The organism is Kitasatospora cinereorecta (assembly GCF_024172095.1).
Taxonomy (GTDB): Bacteria; Actinomycetota; Actinomycetes; order Streptomycetales; family Streptomycetaceae; genus Kitasatospora; species Kitasatospora cinereorecta.
The window spans coordinates 777,987-793,548 of sequence record NZ_JAMZDX010000005.1; the positions used below are offsets into that span (position 1 = coordinate 777,987).

At 75.3% G+C, this 15,562-nt stretch carries 16 protein-coding genes; 6 read left to right on the forward strand and 10 right to left on the reverse strand.

The window, feature by feature from the left end:
- Position 1: 1 nt before the first annotated feature.
- On the reverse strand, positions 2-1,153 hold the full coding sequence (locus tag FHR36_RS29125) for a histidinol-phosphate transaminase (protein ID WP_253801879.1): 1,152 nt from the start codon (positions 1,151-1,153) through the stop codon (positions 2-4).
- Positions 1,150-2,457, reverse strand: a complete 1,308-nt coding sequence (gene hisD / locus FHR36_RS29130) for a histidinol dehydrogenase (RefSeq protein WP_253801880.1) — start codon at positions 2,455-2,457, stop codon at positions 1,150-1,152. Before hisD ends, FHR36_RS29125 begins: the two co-directional genes overlap by 4 nt.
- A gap of 94 nt (positions 2,458-2,551) precedes the next feature.
- On the opposite strand from hisD, the gene FHR36_RS29135 reads away from it, so the two are divergent.
- From FHR36_RS29135 to ybaK, 3 genes are all read left to right on the forward strand, one after another.
- On the forward strand, positions 2,552-4,192 hold the full coding sequence (locus FHR36_RS29135) for an oxidoreductase (RefSeq protein WP_253801881.1): 1,641 nt from the start codon (positions 2,552-2,554) through the stop codon (positions 4,190-4,192).
- Between the two features lie 98 nt (positions 4,193-4,290).
- Entirely contained in the window at positions 4,291-5,019 is a 729-nt protein-coding gene (locus tag FHR36_RS29140) for an LON peptidase substrate-binding domain-containing protein (RefSeq protein WP_253801883.1), read from the forward strand.
- A 39-nt stretch (positions 5,020-5,058) separates the two neighbouring features.
- Positions 5,059-5,550 carry a Cys-tRNA(Pro) deacylase gene (ybaK, locus tag FHR36_RS29145; protein ID WP_253801884.1) on the forward strand — a complete coding sequence of 164 codons (492 nt, stop codon included), beginning with the start codon at positions 5,059-5,061 and terminating at the stop codon, positions 5,548-5,550.
- Here the strand turns inward: ybaK and FHR36_RS29150 are convergent, their stop codons facing one another.
- The 4 genes from FHR36_RS29150 to FHR36_RS29165 form a co-directional block, all read right to left on the reverse strand.
- The gene (locus FHR36_RS29150) at positions 5,551-6,324 is read right to left on the reverse strand and encodes a hypothetical protein (RefSeq protein WP_253801887.1); all 774 of its coding nucleotides are present in this window, start codon (positions 6,322-6,324) and stop codon (positions 5,551-5,553) included.
- Positions 6,325-6,407: 83 nt separating this feature from the next.
- Entirely contained in the window at positions 6,408-7,256 is an 849-nt protein-coding gene (locus FHR36_RS29155) for an ABC transporter permease (protein WP_253801889.1), read from the reverse strand.
- The gene (locus FHR36_RS29160; RefSeq protein ID WP_253801891.1) at positions 7,253-8,239 is read right to left on the reverse strand and encodes an ABC transporter ATP-binding protein; all 987 of its coding nucleotides are present in this window, start codon (positions 8,237-8,239) and stop codon (positions 7,253-7,255) included. The genes FHR36_RS29155 and FHR36_RS29160 overlap by 4 nt, the downstream gene beginning before the upstream one ends.
- A gap of 93 nt (positions 8,240-8,332) precedes the next feature.
- Positions 8,333-9,544, reverse strand: coding sequence for an NYN domain-containing protein (locus FHR36_RS29165; protein WP_253801893.1), 1,212 nt, complete (start codon positions 9,542-9,544; stop codon positions 8,333-8,335).
- 231 nt (positions 9,545-9,775) lie between these two features.
- Here FHR36_RS29165 and FHR36_RS29170 point away from each other — a divergent pair, with 231 nt between their 5' ends.
- Positions 9,776-10,558 (forward strand): hypothetical protein, encoded by a 783-nt coding sequence (locus FHR36_RS29170; RefSeq protein ID WP_253801895.1) that lies wholly within the window; start codon positions 9,776-9,778, stop codon positions 10,556-10,558.
- An 89-nt stretch (positions 10,559-10,647) separates the two neighbouring features.
- Here FHR36_RS29170 and FHR36_RS29175 read toward each other — a convergent pair whose 3' ends face one another.
- Positions 10,648-11,676 carry an aspartate-semialdehyde dehydrogenase gene (locus FHR36_RS29175; protein WP_253801896.1) on the reverse strand — a complete coding sequence of 343 codons (1,029 nt, stop codon included), beginning with the start codon at positions 11,674-11,676 and terminating at the stop codon, positions 10,648-10,650.
- Between the two features lie 144 nt (positions 11,677-11,820).
- Positions 11,821-12,693 (reverse strand): dihydrodipicolinate synthase family protein, encoded by an 873-nt coding sequence (locus FHR36_RS29180; protein ID WP_253801897.1) that lies wholly within the window; start codon positions 12,691-12,693, stop codon positions 11,821-11,823.
- 72 nt (positions 12,694-12,765) lie between these two features.
- Here FHR36_RS29180 and FHR36_RS29185 point away from each other — a divergent pair, with 72 nt between their 5' ends.
- Positions 12,766-13,653: a LysR family transcriptional regulator gene (locus tag FHR36_RS29185; RefSeq protein ID WP_253801898.1), complete on the forward strand. Its 888-nt coding sequence runs from the start codon at positions 12,766-12,768 to the stop codon at positions 13,651-13,653.
- A gap of 7 nt (positions 13,654-13,660) precedes the next feature.
- Here FHR36_RS29185 and FHR36_RS29190 read toward each other — a convergent pair whose 3' ends face one another.
- Complete coding sequence (locus tag FHR36_RS29190; RefSeq protein ID WP_253801899.1) at positions 13,661-14,347, reverse strand: hypothetical protein; 687 nt, start codon at positions 14,345-14,347, stop codon at positions 13,661-13,663.
- 114 nt (positions 14,348-14,461) lie between these two features.
- Here FHR36_RS29190 and FHR36_RS29195 point away from each other — a divergent pair, with 114 nt between their 5' ends.
- The gene (locus tag FHR36_RS29195; protein ID WP_253801900.1) at positions 14,462-14,914 is read left to right on the forward strand and encodes a type II toxin-antitoxin system PemK/MazF family toxin; all 453 of its coding nucleotides are present in this window, start codon (positions 14,462-14,464) and stop codon (positions 14,912-14,914) included.
- On the opposite strand, the gene FHR36_RS29200 is transcribed toward FHR36_RS29195, so the two are convergent.
- Positions 14,899-15,501, reverse strand: coding sequence for a hypothetical protein (locus tag FHR36_RS29200; protein WP_253801901.1), 603 nt, complete (start codon positions 15,499-15,501; stop codon positions 14,899-14,901). The two genes, FHR36_RS29195 and FHR36_RS29200, sit on opposite strands and share 16 nt — an antisense overlap.
- Positions 15,502-15,562 lie beyond the last annotated feature (61 nt).

A 15,562-nucleotide genomic window follows, 5' to 3' on the forward strand; every position in this document is an offset into this window, starting at 1 on the left:
GTTACAGCTCCTGACTGGCTGCGCGTGCGAAGCGCGCTCGATCAAGGGTGGGGGTGGGCGACGGGAGGGCATTGCGGACGGCGTCCAGGAAGGCGTCGTTCTCCGCGGGCGTGCCGGCGGTGACGCGCAGCCACCCCGGGACGCCGTTGTCGCGGACCAGGACACCGTGGGCGAGGATCGCCTCCCAGACGGCGTGGGTGTCGGCGAAGCGGCCGAACTGGATGAAGTTGGCGTCGGAGTCGGTGACCTCCAGGCCGAGCCCGCGCAGGGCGTCGACCAGCCGGTCCCGCTCGGCCTTCAGCTGCGCGACGTAGCCGAGGAGCGTGTCGGTGTGCTCCAGGCAGGCCAGCGCGGTGGCCTGGGTGACCGCCGACAGGTGGTACGGCAGGCGGACCAGCTGCACCGCGTCCACCACCGCCGGGTCGGCGGCCAGGTAGCCCAGGCGCAGGCCGGCCGCGCCGAAGGCCTTGGACATGGTCCGGCTGACCACCAGGTTGGGGCGGCCGGCCAGCAGCGGCAGCAGCGAGGCGCGGTGCGAGAACTCGACGTACGCCTCGTCCACGACCACGATGCTCGGGCCGGCGGCCTGGGCGGCGTCGTACAGGGCGAGCACGGTCTCGGCGGCGACGGCGGTGCCGGTCGGGTTGTTCGGCGAGCAGATGAAGACCACGTTCGGCCGGCGCTCGGCGATCGCCGCGCGGGCCGCGTCCAGGTCGACGGTGAAGTCCTCGTTCCGCGGGCCGGAGATCCACCCGGTGCCGGTGCCGCGCGAGATCAGCGCGTGCATCGAGTAGGAGGGCTCGAAGCCGAGCGCGGTGCGGCCCGGGCCGCCGAAGGTCTGCAGCAGCTGCTGGAGCACCTCGTTGGAGCCGTTGGCGGCCCACACCTGCTCGCGGGTGACCGGGTGGCCGGTGGTCCGGGTCAGGTAGGCGGCCAGGCCCTCGCGCAGCTCGACCGCGTCCCGGTCCGGGTAGCGGTTGAGGGTACGGGCGGCCTCGGCGACCCGCTCGGCGATCCGGGCCACCAGCGGCTCGGGCAGCGGGTAGGGGTTCTCGTTGGTGTTCAGCTGGACGGGCACGTCGAGCTGCGGGGCGCCGTACGGGGACTGGCCGCGCAGCTCGTCCCGGATGGGGAGGTCGTCGATCTTCGTCACGCGTCCGGTACCGTCCAGTCGAATCGGGCCTTGATCGCATCACCGTGACCCGGCAGGTCCTCGGCGGAGGAGAGGTTGACCACGTGCGCGGCGATGCCGACCAGCGCCTCGCGGTCGTACTCGACCACCTGGACGCCGCGCAGGAAGGTCTGCACGGAGAGCCCGGAGGAGTGGCAGGCGCAGCCGCCGGTGGGCAGCACGTGGTTGGAGCCGGCCGCGTAGTCGCCCAGCGACACCGGGGTCCAGCGGCCGATGAAGATCGCGCCGGCGTTGCGGACCCGGGCGGCGACCGCGTGCGGCTCGCGGGTCTGCACCTCCAGGTGCTCGGCCGCGTACGCGTTGACCACGGCCAGGCCCTGGGTCAGGTCGTCGACCAGGATGATCCCGGACTGCGGGCCGCCGAGCGCCTCGGCCACCCGCTCGCTGTGCCGGGTGCGGGCGACCTGCTCCTTGAGCTCGGCCTCGACCGCGTCGGCCAGCGCGAGGGAGTCGGTGACCAGCACCGAGCCCGAGGTCGGGCCGTGCTCGGCCTGGCTGATCAGGTCGGCGGCCACCTCGGCGGGGACGGCGGTGTCGTCGGCGAGCACCATGATCTCGGTCGGGCCGGCCTCGGAGTCGATGCCGATCCGGCCGGCGAACAGCCGCTTGGCCGCCGCCACGTAGATGTTGCCCGGGCCGGTGACCAGGTTGACCGGCGCGCACTCCTCGGTGCCGAGGGCGAACATGGCGACCGCCTGCGCGCCGCCGACCGCGTACACCTCGGTGACGCCGAGCAGCGCGCAGGCCGCCAGGATGGTCGGGTGCACCCGGCCGCCGAACGCCTTCTGCGGCGGCGAGGAGACCGCGATGCCGGTCACCCCGGCCTCCTGGGCCGGGACGACGTTCATCACCACGGAGGACGGGTAGACCGCGAGGCCGCCCGGCACGTACAGGCCGACCCGGTCCACCGGGATCCAGCGCTGGGTGACGGTGCCGCCGGGCACCACCTGGGTGGTGTGCCCCTCGCGGCGCTGGTCCGCGTGGACGGTGCGGGCGCGGCGGATCGACTCCTCCAGGGCGGCCCGCACCTTGGGGTCGAGGGTCTCCAGGGCCTCGGCGATCTGCTCGGCCGGCACCCGGGTGGACTCCAGCCGCACGCCGTCGAAGCGCTCGGTGATCTCGATCAGCGCCGCGACCCCGCGATGGCGTACGTCCTCGGCGATCGGCCGCACCTTCTCCAGGGCGGCTTCCACGTCGAACTCGGCACGGGGCAGCACGGTGCGCGGGTCGCTGTCGGAGCCGCGCAGATCGATACGAGAGATCACAGGCCCAAGTGTAAGGAGTGGCTGAAACAGACAGCCGCCCATTTCAGTCCGTGATACGAAGGGCGAGACAGCCGAAGATCACGGGGGAGGAACGGTGGAGCAGCCGCCGAGCGACTGGACACCGGTGGAGCAGGCGCTCTGGGAGGCGTTCCGCAGCGGGCGGACGTACGACCTGCGGGCCGATCCGTCGGGCGGCCGGCCGGCCCTGCCCAACCCCGCCGACGAGGAGGCGGAGCACGAGGACGAGGACGACCCGTTCTCCGCACACCCCTGGGGGCCGGAGCGCACCGTCCGCGCCGAGGCGCTCGCGCGGCTGCTGCTGGACGGCCCCGAGGCCCGGCCCGGGCGTGTCGCGGCGGTCAAGCTGGTCGGCGCCCGGATCACCGGCTCGCTGATCCTGGCCGGCGGCACCGTCCGGCCGTACCTGGAGCTGCGGCTGTGCCGCTTCGACCAGCCGCTGCGGCTGTCCGAGGCGAGCGCCGGCACCATCCGGCTGGTCGGCTGCGTCCTGCCCCGGCTGGAGGCGTCCCGGCTCAGCACCGAGGGCGACCTCCACCTGGCCCGCTGCGAGATACCCGGCGGCGCCCGGATGACCGACGCCCGGATCGGCACCGACCTGCTGCTCAACCAGACCGTCCTCGGCCCCGACGACCACGGCCGGGCGCTCTCCGCCGACGGGATGAGCGTCCACCAGGACATGGAGGCCGAGCGGCTTCGCTGCACCGGCGAGCTCAGCCTGCGCTCCACCCGGATCGGCGGCCGGCTCTCGCTGCGCGGAGCCCAGCTGCACAGCGTCCCCGCCAACCCCAACGCGATCAACGCCGCCCGGATCACCGTCGGCCACACCCTCTACCTCAGCGGCTCCGACGACGACGGCTGGGTCGGCTCCCCCACCGCGTACGCCTCCGGCTACGGCGAGCCGCTGTGCTCCACCGCCGACGCGTCCGAGCGGCAGACCCCGTTCCGCGCCCACGGCAAGGTCCGGCTCTCCGACGGACGCTTCGACAACGCCTGCCTGATCTCCGACGCCGAGTTCCACCTCGGCCCCGGCGAGGACCTCGCGCTCAGCCGCATCCAGACCCCGGAACTGCGCTTCACCTGCCGCACCCCGCCGACCGGCGCGGTCACCCTCACCCGCGCCCGGGTCGGCAACCTGGTCGACTCCCCCGACAGCTGGCCCCGCGACCACCACATCGGCCTCACCGGCTTCACCTACGAGTCGCTGCGCCCCGCCGACCCGTTCACCGCCGACCAGCGGATCGCCTGGCTGGACGGCTCCTCCGGCGAGTACCGGCCCGAGGCGTACGAGCAGCTGGCCGCCGCGCTGCGCCGCGACGGGGCCGACGAGGACGCCCGCGCCGTCCTCTACGCCAAGCAGCGCCGCCGTCGGCGCACCCTGCCGCTGCCCGGCCGGTTCTGGGGCCACCTCCAGGACCTGGCCATCGGCTACGGCTACCGGCCCGGCCGGGCCGCCGCCTGGCTGGTCCTCGCCTGGGCCGCCGGCACCTGGTACTTCGGCACCCACCCGCCGGCCCCGCTGAAGGCCGACGAGGTGCCGACCTGGAGCCCGGCGCTGTACGCGCTCAGCAAGGTGCTCCCGCTGGTCGACCTCGGCCAGGGCGGCTGGAACCCCGGCACCACCGGGCAGTGGGTGGCCTCCGCCCTGGTCCTCACCGGCTGGGTCCTCGCCACCACCGCCGTCGCCGGGGTCACCCGGCTGCTCCAGCGCGGCTGACCGGCCGGGCGGGCGGCTGTGTCGCGGAACCGTCCGTTCCACGTACCGGACCGAAACGCGGCGGCACGGCAGCGTCCCTGGCAACTACGCTGTCGGCCGTGACTGAACGGCTGCCGCTCTTCCCGCTGAACGCGGTCCTCTACCCGGGCCTCGTGCTCCCGCTGCACGTCTTCGAGGAGCGGTACCGGCGCCTGATCGGCGACCTGGTCAAGCAACCCGAGGACCAACCGCGGCGGTTCGGGATCCTGGCGATCCGCGACGGCCGCGAGGTCGCCCCGGTCCGCGACAGCGACGAGCCGGCCGGCCCGCTCGACGGTCTCGGCACCGCCAGCGGCGACCCGCTGGAGGCCCTCCACCCGGTGGGCTGCGTCGCCGACATCACCACCGTCCGCGAGCAGCCCGGCGGCCGGTACGAGCTCCTGGTGACCGGGACCACCCGGTTCCGGCTGCGCTCCGTCGACGCGAGCGGGCCGTACCTGGTCGGCGAGGTCTCGGTGGTGCCCGAGCGGCCCGGCGAGGGCTCCGGGGCGCTCGCCTCGGCGGTCGAGCGGGTGTTCCGGCTCTACCAGAAGCGGCTCGCCGGGGCGCGGGAGGCGACCCTCAGCGGCGAGCAGGAGCTCCCCACCGACCCGCAGGTCTTCTCCTACCTGGTCGCCGCCGCCGCGGTGCTGCCCACCCACGTCAAGCAGGAGCTGCTCGCCTGCCCCGACACGGCGGCCCGCCTGACCCGGGAGCTCGACCTGCTGCGTCACGAGGCGGCGATGCTCGCCTGGCTCCCCTCCGTCCCGGCCGCCGACCTCACCCGGCAGGCGTTCAGCCCGAACTGAGGGCACTGAAACCCCCGTAGAGCGCAAGGAGTGACGACGGTGGCGAAGAAGGCCGCGAAGAAGGGCGGGACGCCCGCGACGGTGGCGCTGGAGACGGCGGGGGTGGCGTTCACCGTGCACGCCTACGACCACGACCCGGCCGCCGCGTCGTACGGCGGCGAGGCGGCCGAGGTGCTGGGGATCCCCGCGCAGCGGGTGTTCAAGACGCTGGTCGCCGACGTCGACGGCACCCTGACCGTGGGTGTGGTGCCGGTCTCCGGGCAGCTCGACCTGAAGGCGCTGGCCGCCGCGGTGGGCGGCAAGCGGGCGGCGATGGCCGATCCGGCGGCGGCCGAGCGCAGCAGCGGGTACGTGCTCGGCGGGATCTCGCCGCTCGGTCAGCGCAGGGCGCTGCGGACGGTGGTGGACGAGAGTGCGCTCGCCCATCCGACCGTGTTCGTCTCGGCGGGCCGCCGCGGCCTGGAGGTGGAGCTGGACCCGGCGGACCTGGTCCGGCTCACCCGGGCGGCGACGGCCCCGATCGGCCGCTGATCAGGCCGGCGGCTGCGGCGGGGTGTCGCTGCCCGGGGTGCCGGAGCTGCCCGGGGTGTCCGAGGTGCCCGGCGTGCCCGGCGCCGGGTGGGCCGGCGGGGTGGCCGTCGGCGGGAGGAACGGCGACTGCGCCGGGTGGGCGGGCGGGGCCGGCCACTGCGGGCTGGCCCAGTACGGCGGCGGGTCCTGCTCGCGCTTGCCGAACGCCGCGTGGAGCAGGAGCAGCACCACCATCGCGGACATCGGCCACACCAGCAGGGCACTGTGCGCGCCCAGCTCGATCGCGCCGCTGAAGCGGTGGCCGTTGCCGACCTGGAGGGCGTGGGCGCGCAGGTCGCTGGTGGGTCCGAGGCGCATGCCGAGCTTCCAGCCGAGCACCGAACCGGCCAGGCCGCCGACCGCGAGGCCGACGGCGGTGGAGATGCCGCCGCCGCGGGTGCGGGTGAACAGGAAGGTGCCGAGCGCGCTCAGGACGCCGAAGCCCAGGCCCAACAGCGCGAACATGCCGTCGGCGCCGATCCGCTCCTCGCCCTCGGGGTCGACGTACAGGATGCGGTTGTCGCTGACCTCGAACATCACCCGGGGGGCGAGCCACAGCCAGAGCAGGCCGAGGGCGACGCCCAGGACCAGCGAGACGGCGACCAGCAGCAGGCCGATGCGGAACTCGGGGGCGATCTCCCGAGGCTTGCGCTCCGGCTCGGGCAGGTACGGGGGCGGGGCGGCGAAGGGATCCTGCCCGGCCGGGGAACCCGTAGGTGTGTTCGGTACGGTCACGGGCCCATCGTTTCACGACCGGCCCGCAAACCGTCGATCAACCCGGACCCCGCGACCGCCGACCCGCGCGGGCGGCCGCGGAATCAGCGGGTGGCGCGGCGGTAGGACCAGGTGGCGAGCGTGAGGGAGGCCAGGCCCACGGCGGTGCAGACGGCGAGGTCGCCGGTGACGGCGGCCCAGTCGGGGCGGGCGGTGAAGGTCCGGGCGAAGGCGTCGACGCCGTAGGTGGAGGGCAGCAGGTCGCGCAGCCACTGGATCGGGACCGGCAGCCGCCCGGCCGGCAGCACGCCGAGCAGCAGGGCGGCGGACATCCCGAGCTGGCCGAGCAGGGTGGCGATCTCCTGGCGGGGCGCGAGCAGCCCGCAGGCGGCGCCGAGCCCGGAGAGGGCGGCACCGGCCAGCGGCACGACGGCCAGCAGCACCCACAGGTGGGCCAAGGGGAGGGCGAAGAGCCAGCAGCCGGCGACGGCGGTGACCACGGCGCCGGGCAGGGTGAAGGAGGCGTACGCGGCGGCGGTGCCGAGCACCACCGAGGCGGGGCGCACGGGCAGCGTGGCGTAGTGGTCGAGGCCGCCGGTGGCGCGCAGCCGGCCGAAGTACTGGGCGAGCAGGTTGAGCGCGACGAAGGCGACGACCAGCACGCTGGAGCCGGCGACCACCGCGTGCGCGGAGGGGTTGTCGCCGGGGTCGACCACGCCGCGCATCATCACCAGGATGCCGAGCGACTGGAAGGTGGCGACGAACAGCAGCGGGATCCGGGAGACCCGGGCCCGGGCCAGCTGGGCGCGGTAGACGGCCTCCAGGGCGGGCAGCAGCCGGGCCTGCGGGGCCAGTGGCGCCGAGATCGCGGGGGCGGCGGCGGGCACGGGGGCGTCGAGCAGGGTCACGCGCTTCTCCGTGGTGTCCGGCCCCGGGGCGGAGAGGGTGGTCATCGGGCCAGTCCTTGGTGGCGGCCGCCGAGCTTGAGGTACGCGTCCTCCAGGCTCGGGGTGGCCAGGGTGAAGTCGTCGAGGGCGGCGAGGGCCGGCCCGGAGGTGACCGCGGCGACCAGTTCGCGGGCCTGCTCGGGGGTGGTGCGGACGGTCCAGCGGCGGCCGGTGCGCTCGGCCCGGTCGGCCAGTTCGGCGACGGCGGGGACGCCGATCGGGGCCTCGTCGCGCCACACCAGGTCGAGCCGGACGTCGCCGTCGACCAGGGCCTTGAGTCCGCCGGGCGTGTCGCAGGCGATGACCCGGCCCTCGTCGATCACGGCGACCCGGTCGAGCACCGTCTCGGCCTCGATCACGTTGTGGGTGACCAGCAGCACGGTGGTGCCGCGCTCGGCACGGCGGCGGTCGACGGCGGACCAGACGGCGCGCCGGGCGACCGGGTCCATCCCGGTGGTGGGCTCGTCGAGGACCAGCAGCGGCCGCTCCCCCACCAGGGCGGCGGCGAAGCAGGCGAGGCGGCGCTGACCGCCGGAGAGCTTGGCGAGCGGGCGGGCGGCGATCCCCTCCAGGCCGAGCTCGGTGATCACCTCGGCGGCCTCGGCGCGGGCACCGGACCGGCTCAGGCCGCGCAGCCGGCCGGTGGTCTCGGCGGCGAGGGCGACGGTGAGCTCGTCCAGGGCGCTGGACTCCTGGCCGAGGTAGGCCAGCAGCCGGGCGGCGTACTCGGGGTGGGCGACCACGTCGTGGCCGAAGAGGTGGACGCTGCCCCGGTCCGGCCGGAGCAGTCCGGTGAGCTGGCGCACCAGGGTGGACTTGCCGGCGCCGTTGGGGCCGAGCAGGCCGAAGATCTCGCCGCGCCGGACGTCCAGGTCGATGCCGTCGTTGGCCCGTACCCCGTCCGTACCGCGCGCGCCGCGGTAGGTCTTGACCAGGCCGCGGACGGTGCAGCACTGCCCGCCGTCGCCGTCCTGTGGTGCCTCGCTCACGTCGGAAGACTCTACGCGCCCGCCGCGCGGATCCGGACGAGGGCCCCCGTTCCCGCCCCCGTTCCCGCCCCGGACGCCGACCGGGCCGGCCGGTCAGTCGGCCGGGGTCGCCGGGCGCTCGACCGGGAGGTGGGCGCCGAGCTCCTTCCAGAAGCCCTCGCGGATCGCGTACCGGTCGTGCTCGTCGATCTGGTCGTCCTTGTGCGCGAGCAGGCCGAAGCGGGCGGCGTAGCGCAGCAGCTCGCCGTCCAGCCGGTGCGGGATGCGCGGGTAGTCGGTGCGCAGCGCGGTGAGGCGCTCGGTGGTGCCCAGCCGGTCGATCCAGCGGCGGGCGAAGACCTGGCCGACCTCCTGCGGGTCGCCGCCGATGGTGGTGATGTCCTCCTCGCGGTCGGCCCAGCGCTGGGCGGCGGTGGTCAGGTCGGCGAGGGTGGGCAGGGCGTCGCCGGCGGTCGCGGTGGCGGCGCTCTCGCCGCGCGGCGCCCGGTCGACCCAGCCGCGGTCGGAGGACCAGCGCAGCACCGGGCCGCCGAGCGGGGCGGTGGCGACGGCCGGGACGGCCCGGCCGGCCAGGTCCTTGGGCGTAGGTATCACCCGCAGGCCGCCCGGCTGGGCGGCGGGGGCGCCGACGGTCGCCGGTGCGGGGCCGGATTCGGGCCGCCGGGCAGCGGGCGGCGCGGCGGGGACGGCGGGCGGGGCGGCCAGGATCTCGGCGATCTCGGGGTCGGCGGCGGCGACCGGGAAGACGGTGGACTGCTCGCGCAGCCGTACCCAGCGCTCGATCCAGGCCCGGTCGAGGACGCGTCTCTCGTCGGCCTCGCCGACCAGGTCCTCGGACTGGTTGAAGTCGCCGTCGGCGGCCTGCAGCGCCCACAGGTGGACGGCGACGCCGTGCTCCTTGGCGGACATCACGCCGGGCAGCAGATCGCCGTCACCGGTGACCAGCACCACGTCGGCGCAGGCGTGGTTGCGGGCCAGCTCGGACAGTTCGGCGTGCATCGCGGCGTCCACGCCCTTCTGCACCCAGCGGCCCTCGGCCCGGGTGAGCGCGCCGAGCCGGACGGTGACCCTGGGCAGCACCCGCAGCCGGCGGTGCTCGGGGGCGGGCCGGCGGTCGACGGCGGCGTCGAACCAGTAGATCCGCAGCAGCGGCAGGCCGGTCTCGGCCTCGGCGCGCTCGCGCAGCGCGTTGATCAGCACCGGGTGGTCGACCGAGATCCGGGAGCGGGCGGACTCACCGGCCAGCAGGCTGGCGGCGGCTCCCAGCAGGTATCCCGCGTCGACCAGGACTACGCAGCGGTCCATGTCTCGGCACCTCTCCTCCGGCCGATCCACCGGCCGCCGACCCCGTCGCGGGGCGACCACACCGGGGGTGGCCCGGCGGCCGTTGGGCACTTCCTTACCCCTCGCCGTGGCGGTGAACCGCCCGTTCCGCGGGCGAACCGCTCCGCCGGCCCGGCCGCCGGACCGATCACCGGGCGTGAGCACCGGACCGGATTGGGGAAGTGCGCCCGCCTGCCGCGATACTGGCTCATCGTGCGGAAGACTGCGGTGGTACTGGGAGTGGCGACGGTGGCGGCCGGCGCCCTGCTGGTCGTGCCGCAGACCGTCCCCGAGGTCTCGCGCGGCGACACCGCGGTCACCTCGGTCCGCGTCAACGAGGGGCGGACCGTCGAGCTGGGCCCGGCCGAGACCCGCAGCTTCCCGATCGAGGTGACGGCGACCGACAACAGCGGTATTCGCACCGTCGACCCGATCGGCGTGTGGGGGCCGAACTACGGCGTCCTCGCGGTCGGCCCGATGAGCTGCACCCCGCTGAACGCCACCGGCACCGCGGCCCGCTGCCGCGCCACGGTGACCGTGGACACCGCCGGGCACCGGCTGTACGACGACGAGGCGGGCACCTGGTTCGTCGACCTGCGGGTGCGCGCCAACGACGGCGACCGGTACGTGGCCAAGACCGCGGGCGGCTTCTCGCTCAAGCGCACCGGGCGCCTGGACGAGGCGGCGATGCCCGCGCACGCCGCGATCGGCGAGCAGGTCGCCGTCACCGGGCGGCTGCTGCGCACCTCCTGGGACCACGACGGCTACCTGCCGCAGCAGGGCGTGCCGGTGTACCTGCAGTTCCGCCCGGCCGGCTCGGCGCAGTGGACGACGGTGGCGACGGCGGGCAGTGACGCGGACGGGCGGGTGGGTGCGCAGGTCACGGCGGTCGGCAGCGGCGACTTCCAGTGGTGGGCGGCGGGCGACAAGTGGACCGGCGGTGCGCTCTCCGAGCCGCTGCCGCTCACCGTCGACCGGCCGCCCGCGCAGGACTGACCACCACTCTCCGCCGACTGCGGAACCGCGTCCGGCCCCGCCCCCGTTCGGTGGAAGGGGGCGGGGCCGGACGCGGTGCGGCGGGGAGGTCAGCCGTTCAGCTCGGCGGCGACCAGCTCGGCCAGCTGGACGGCGTTCAGCGCGGCGCCCTTGCGCAGGTTGTCGTTGGACAGGAAGAGCGACAGGCCGTGCTCGACGGTCTCGTCCGCCCGGATCCGGCCGACATAGGTCGGGTCCTGGCCGGCCGCCTGCAGCGGGGTCGGGATCTCCGAGAGCTCGACGCCCGGGGCGCCGGTCAGCAGCTCGGTCGCCCGGGCGGGGCTGATCGGGGCGGCGAAGCGGGCGTTGATCTGCAGCGAGTGACCGGAGAACACCGGGACGCGGACGCAGGTGCCGGACACCTTCAGCTCCGGGATGCCGAGGATCTTGCGGCTCTCGTGCCGGAGCTTCTGCTCCTCGTCGGTCTCGTTGGAGCCGTCCTCGACGATCGAGCCGGCCAGCGGGATGACGTTGAACGCGATCGGCCGCTTGTACACGTTCGGGGCCGGGAACTCGACCGCGGAGCCGTCGTGGGCGAGCGCCGCGGCGCCGTCCACCACCTTGCTCGCCTGGTCGTGCAGCTCGGCGACGCCAGCCAGGCCCGAGCCGGAGACGGCCTGGTAGGTGGAGACCACCAGGGAGACCAGCCCGGCCTCCTCGTGCAGCGGGCGCAGCACCGGCATGGCGGCCATGGTGGTGCAGTTGGGGTTGGCGATGATGCCCTTGGGGCGGTCGGCGAGGGCCTCCGGGTTGACCTCGGCCACCACCAGCGGCACCTCGGGGTCGCGGCGCCAGGCCGAGGAGTTGTCGATCACCACGGCGCCGGCCGCGGCGACCTTGGGGGCCAGCGCCTTGGAGGTGGAGCCGCCGGCCGAGAAGATCACGACGTCCAGGCCGGTCCAGTCGGCGGTGGCCGCGTCCTCGACGGTGACCTCGGTGTCCTTGAAGGGCAGGGTGCGGCCCGCCGAGCGAGCCGACGCGAACAGCCGCAGCTGCTCGACCGGGAAGTCACGCTCCACCAGGATCTCGCGGACCACGCCGCCGACCTGGCCGGTGGCCCCTACGATTCCGATCCTCATCCGACTCCTCCTCCTGCGAATGTGCACTGTCATCATGCCCTGTCGGCCCGGATTCCCGCGGCTTCGTCCCACAGGGTGGGCGCGTGCCGTCCGGGGCTGGAAGGCCTGCGGCGCGGGTCGTTCGCAGCCGCAAAATCTCCGGTCTCAGCCGAGCGCCCGCGCGGCCTCCAGGGCCCGCCGGACCGGCTCGGCGGCGGCCGGCAGCAGCGGCAGCCGGACGTCCGGGGTGGGGATCCGGCCCTGGGCGTGCAGTACGCCCTTGATCACCGTCGGGTTGGGCTCGGCGAAGGCCGCGGCGGAGAGCCGGGCCAGCCGGTGGCCGAGCTCCCGGGCGCGCTCGACGTCGCCCTTGCGCCAGGCCTCGGCCAGTTCGACGAACCGCCCGGTCGCCAGGTGGGCGGAGGCCAGGATGCCGCCGGCCGCGCCCATCGCCAGCAGCGGCGAGAGGTAGAGGTCGTCGCCGGCCATCACCCCGGACGGCCCCTCGGCCATCAGCGCCACGGTCTGCTCGTCGATCCCGCCCGCCGCGTACTTGACACCGGCCACCCCGGGCAGCGCCAGCAGCTCCCGCAGGGTGTCGGCGCCGAGCGACTGCCCGGTCCGGTACGGGATGTGGTAGACGACCAGCGGGACGGGGCTGTGCGCGGCCAGCCGGGTGAAGTGCGCCAGCACGCCGTCCGGGCCGGGGCGCAGGAAGGCGGGGACGGTCACCAGCGCGGCGTCCGCCACGCCGGCCAGCTCGGCCAGCGAGCGCTCGGCCGGGCCGGTGGCGCCGCCGCCCGCGCCGACCGTCAGCGGCACGCCGTACGCGGCGCAGACCCGGCGGCAGACGTCGATCACCGCCGCCCGCTCGTCGGGCTCGAGCGCGGCCGGCTCGCCGGTCGTGCCGAGCGCCACCAGGCCGGCCGCGCCGGCGTCCAAGGTCTCCCGGGCCAGGCGCTCGAGCGCGTCGAGGGCGAGCGAGCCGTCGGCGGCGAACGGGGTGACCAGCGGGATGTGAATGCCCTGAAGTTCCATGCGGTCGAGCCTGCCGCCCGGCGACCGTGCAGGTCCAGTTCACATTTCCGATGGTTCTCGTAAGCTGAGCCGATGCTCGATGTCCGACGTCTGCGCCTGCTGCGCGAACTCGCCCACCACGGCACCATCGCCGCCGTCGCCGAGGCCCTGGCGTTCAGCCCTTCGGCGGTCTCCCAGCAGCTGTCCGTCCTGGAGCGCGAGGCCGGGGTGCCGCTGCTGGAACGCACCGGCCGCCGGGTCGCCCTCACCCCGGCCGGACGGAACCTGGTCCGACACACCGAGGCCGTGCTGGAACGGCTGGAGCGGGCCGGCGCCGAACTCGCCCACGCCCGGCGCGGCCTGGCCGGACCGCTGCGGATCGGCGCCTACCCCTCCGCCACCCGGGCCATCGTGCCCGCCGCGCTCGCCGAACTGGCCGGCCGCCACCCCGGGCTGGAGCCGATGGTCACCGAGGTCGACCCGGCCGGGGTGGCCGCCGCCCTGCGCGCCGGGGAGCTGGACGTGGCGCTGGTGCACGAGTACGACCTGGTGCCGGGCGGGACCGAGCCGGGCGTCGCCGTCACCGGGCCGGTGTTCACCGAGCCGATGTACCTGGCCGCCCCCGCGCCCGGCGCGATCGCCGACCACCGCGAGTCGCCGTGGATCATGGGCGCGCCGGGGACGCTCTGCCGGACGATGGCGCAACGGGCCTGCCAGGCCGCCGGGTTCAGCCCCCGGGTCCGGCACCAGGTGGACGACTTCGCCACCGTGCTGGCCCTGGTCGCGGTCGGCCAGGGCGTCGCCCTGGTCCCCCACCTCGGCACCACCGGCGAGCGCCCGGCCGGGGTCGCGCTGACCCGGCTGCCGATGTACCGCCGCACCCGCACCGCCTTCCGGGCCGGCGCCGCCGCCCACCCGGCGGTGGCCGCGTTCACGGCCGCCCTGCACGCCGTCGTCCCGCCCGAACTGCGGGGCCTGTGACCGGTGGTCAGCTCAGCTGCGGGCTGGGGTTGCGCGGGGTGCGGTCGGCCCCGCGCAGGCAGGGCAGGATCCGCTCGTGGACGTCGCCGACCCGGTCCACCACCCGGATCCGGACGTACAGCTCGACGATCTCCGTCATCGCCCGTTCGGTGAACCAGCCGAGGAAGGTGAGGCTCTGCGGCGGCAGCGGGCGCCCGACGCCCACCAGCGCGACCAGGTAGTCCGCGTTGTACGCCAGCCCCCGCTCGCGCAGCCGCCGGTCCACCTCGGCGTGGTGCGTCCAGACCGGCGTCGCCGGGGCCTCGGCGGGGTCGGTGGGGGTCAGCAGCAGCGCGTAGGCGATCTCGGTGACCACCGCGACGTCCTGGGCGGCGTTGGTGAGGTGGAAGGTCCAGGCCAGCCGGCCGCCGGGCGCCAGGTCGGCGACCACCTGGCCGTTCCCGCCGAGCGCGGGGCGGACGGTCCGCGCGTACTGCGCCCGGGCCAGTGCGGCGCCGCCGGTGGCCAGCACCATCGCGGTGGCGCTCTGCACGTCGAGCAGCCGCAGCTTCCACGGCCAGTGCGCGGCCAGGCCGTCGGACAGGTTGTCCCGCACCACCGCGTGCACCAGCAGCAGCGCCGAGACTCCGACGACCGCGATCAGCAGCCGGGACAGCAGCGTGCTGCGGCGGACGACCCGTTGCGCGGTGTTCATGAGCCCCCCGACCCCATAGTCCTGATACCGACGATAGGCGCCGGACCCGGATCCGAACAGGGGACCGAGTGGTGCGACTTGACCTGCGGGAGGCTCGTCCAGGACGCTTCCCGCATGTCGGAGATGATCGATCAGGACGAGTACCAGCCGGGCCGTTTCGGCCCCGACGCCACGGTGGAGGTCGAGCCGCACGAGATCGGCCCGGTGCACACCGAGTACGCGCCGAAGCACGACGGCGACCCCGACCCGGGCGAGATCGTCTGGACCTGGGTGCCGTACGAGGAGAACGACGGCCGGGGCAAGGACCGGCCGGTGCTGGTGGTGGCCCGGGAGCCGGAGGGCTCGCTGCTCACCGTGATGCTGTCCAGCAAGGGCCACGACCACGACCGGGACTGGGTGCCGATCGGGTCGGGCCCCTGGGACCGCTCGGGCCGGGACTCCTGGGCCGCCCTGGACCGCGTGATGCGAGTCCGGGACGGCGGGATGCGCCGCGAGGCGTGCGCCCTGGACCGGGCCCGGTTCAACCTGGTGGTCGACAGCCTGCGGCGCCGCTACCGCTGGAGCTGAGCCCGGCGGCGGCGCAGCAGCAGCGCGATGACCACGGCGGGCACCGAGCAGACCGCCACGGCGATGCCGAGGACCAGCGCGCCCGGCCCGCCGTGCTTCGCGGGCGCGGCGGCAGGCCGGGCGCTCGGTGTGCCCGGGCCGCCGGACGCCGGTGCGCTCGCGCCGTCGGTCGCACCGGCCGTCACTCCGGCGGTCGGCGCGGCCGACGGCGCGGTGCCCGGGACGGCGGTGACGGTGAGTTCGGCCTCGCCCCGGCCCAGGGCCGGGAAGCCGGACTCCACCGTCACCTTCCAGGTGCCCGGCGGCAGCGCCAGCGCGGTGGTGTAGCCGCCCTTGGCGGCGTCGACGGCGACCAGCGGCCAGGGGCCGACGGTCCGGCCGTCGGTGGCGACCGCGCTCAGCGTGGCGGCCACCTTCTCCTCGACCGGGTCGCCGTCGTTCTCCCAGGTGGCCTGGGCCTTGGTGTGGCCGTCGATCAGCGCGGTGACGGTGAAGTGGATGGTGTCGCCGTGGGCGCCGGCCGGAGTGGCCAGGGCGGGGACGGCGAGTACGGACAGGACGAGTGCGGCGGCGAGTCGGGTTCGCATCGCGGCGGTGCTCCTCAATGGGCAGGGCGCGGGGGCAGCCGGCTCATGAGCTGCCCCCGCG

Coding starts and splice junctions, on each gene's coding strand:
- FHR36_RS29195 (WP_253801900.1), top strand. CDS start 14,462: ATGTCGGAGATGATCGATCAGGACGAGTACCAGCCGGGCCGTTTCGGC.
- FHR36_RS29200 (WP_253801901.1), bottom strand. CDS start 15,501: ATGCGAACCCGACTCGCCGCCGCACTCGTCCTGTCCGTACTCGCCGTC.
- FHR36_RS29165 (WP_253801893.1), bottom strand. CDS start 9,544: ATGGACCGCTGCGTAGTCCTGGTCGACGCGGGATACCTGCTGGGAGCC.
- FHR36_RS29180 (WP_253801897.1), bottom strand. CDS start 12,693: ATGGAACTTCAGGGCATTCACATCCCGCTGGTCACCCCGTTCGCCGCC.
- FHR36_RS29155 (WP_253801889.1), bottom strand. CDS start 7,256: ATGACCACCCTCTCCGCCCCGGGGCCGGACACCACGGAGAAGCGCGTG.
- FHR36_RS29185 (WP_253801898.1), top strand. CDS start 12,766: ATGCTCGATGTCCGACGTCTGCGCCTGCTGCGCGAACTCGCCCACCAC.
- FHR36_RS29175 (WP_253801896.1), bottom strand. CDS start 11,676: ATGAGGATCGGAATCGTAGGGGCCACCGGCCAGGTCGGCGGCGTGGTC.
- FHR36_RS29190 (WP_253801899.1), bottom strand. CDS start 14,347: ATGAACACCGCGCAACGGGTCGTCCGCCGCAGCACGCTGCTGTCCCGG.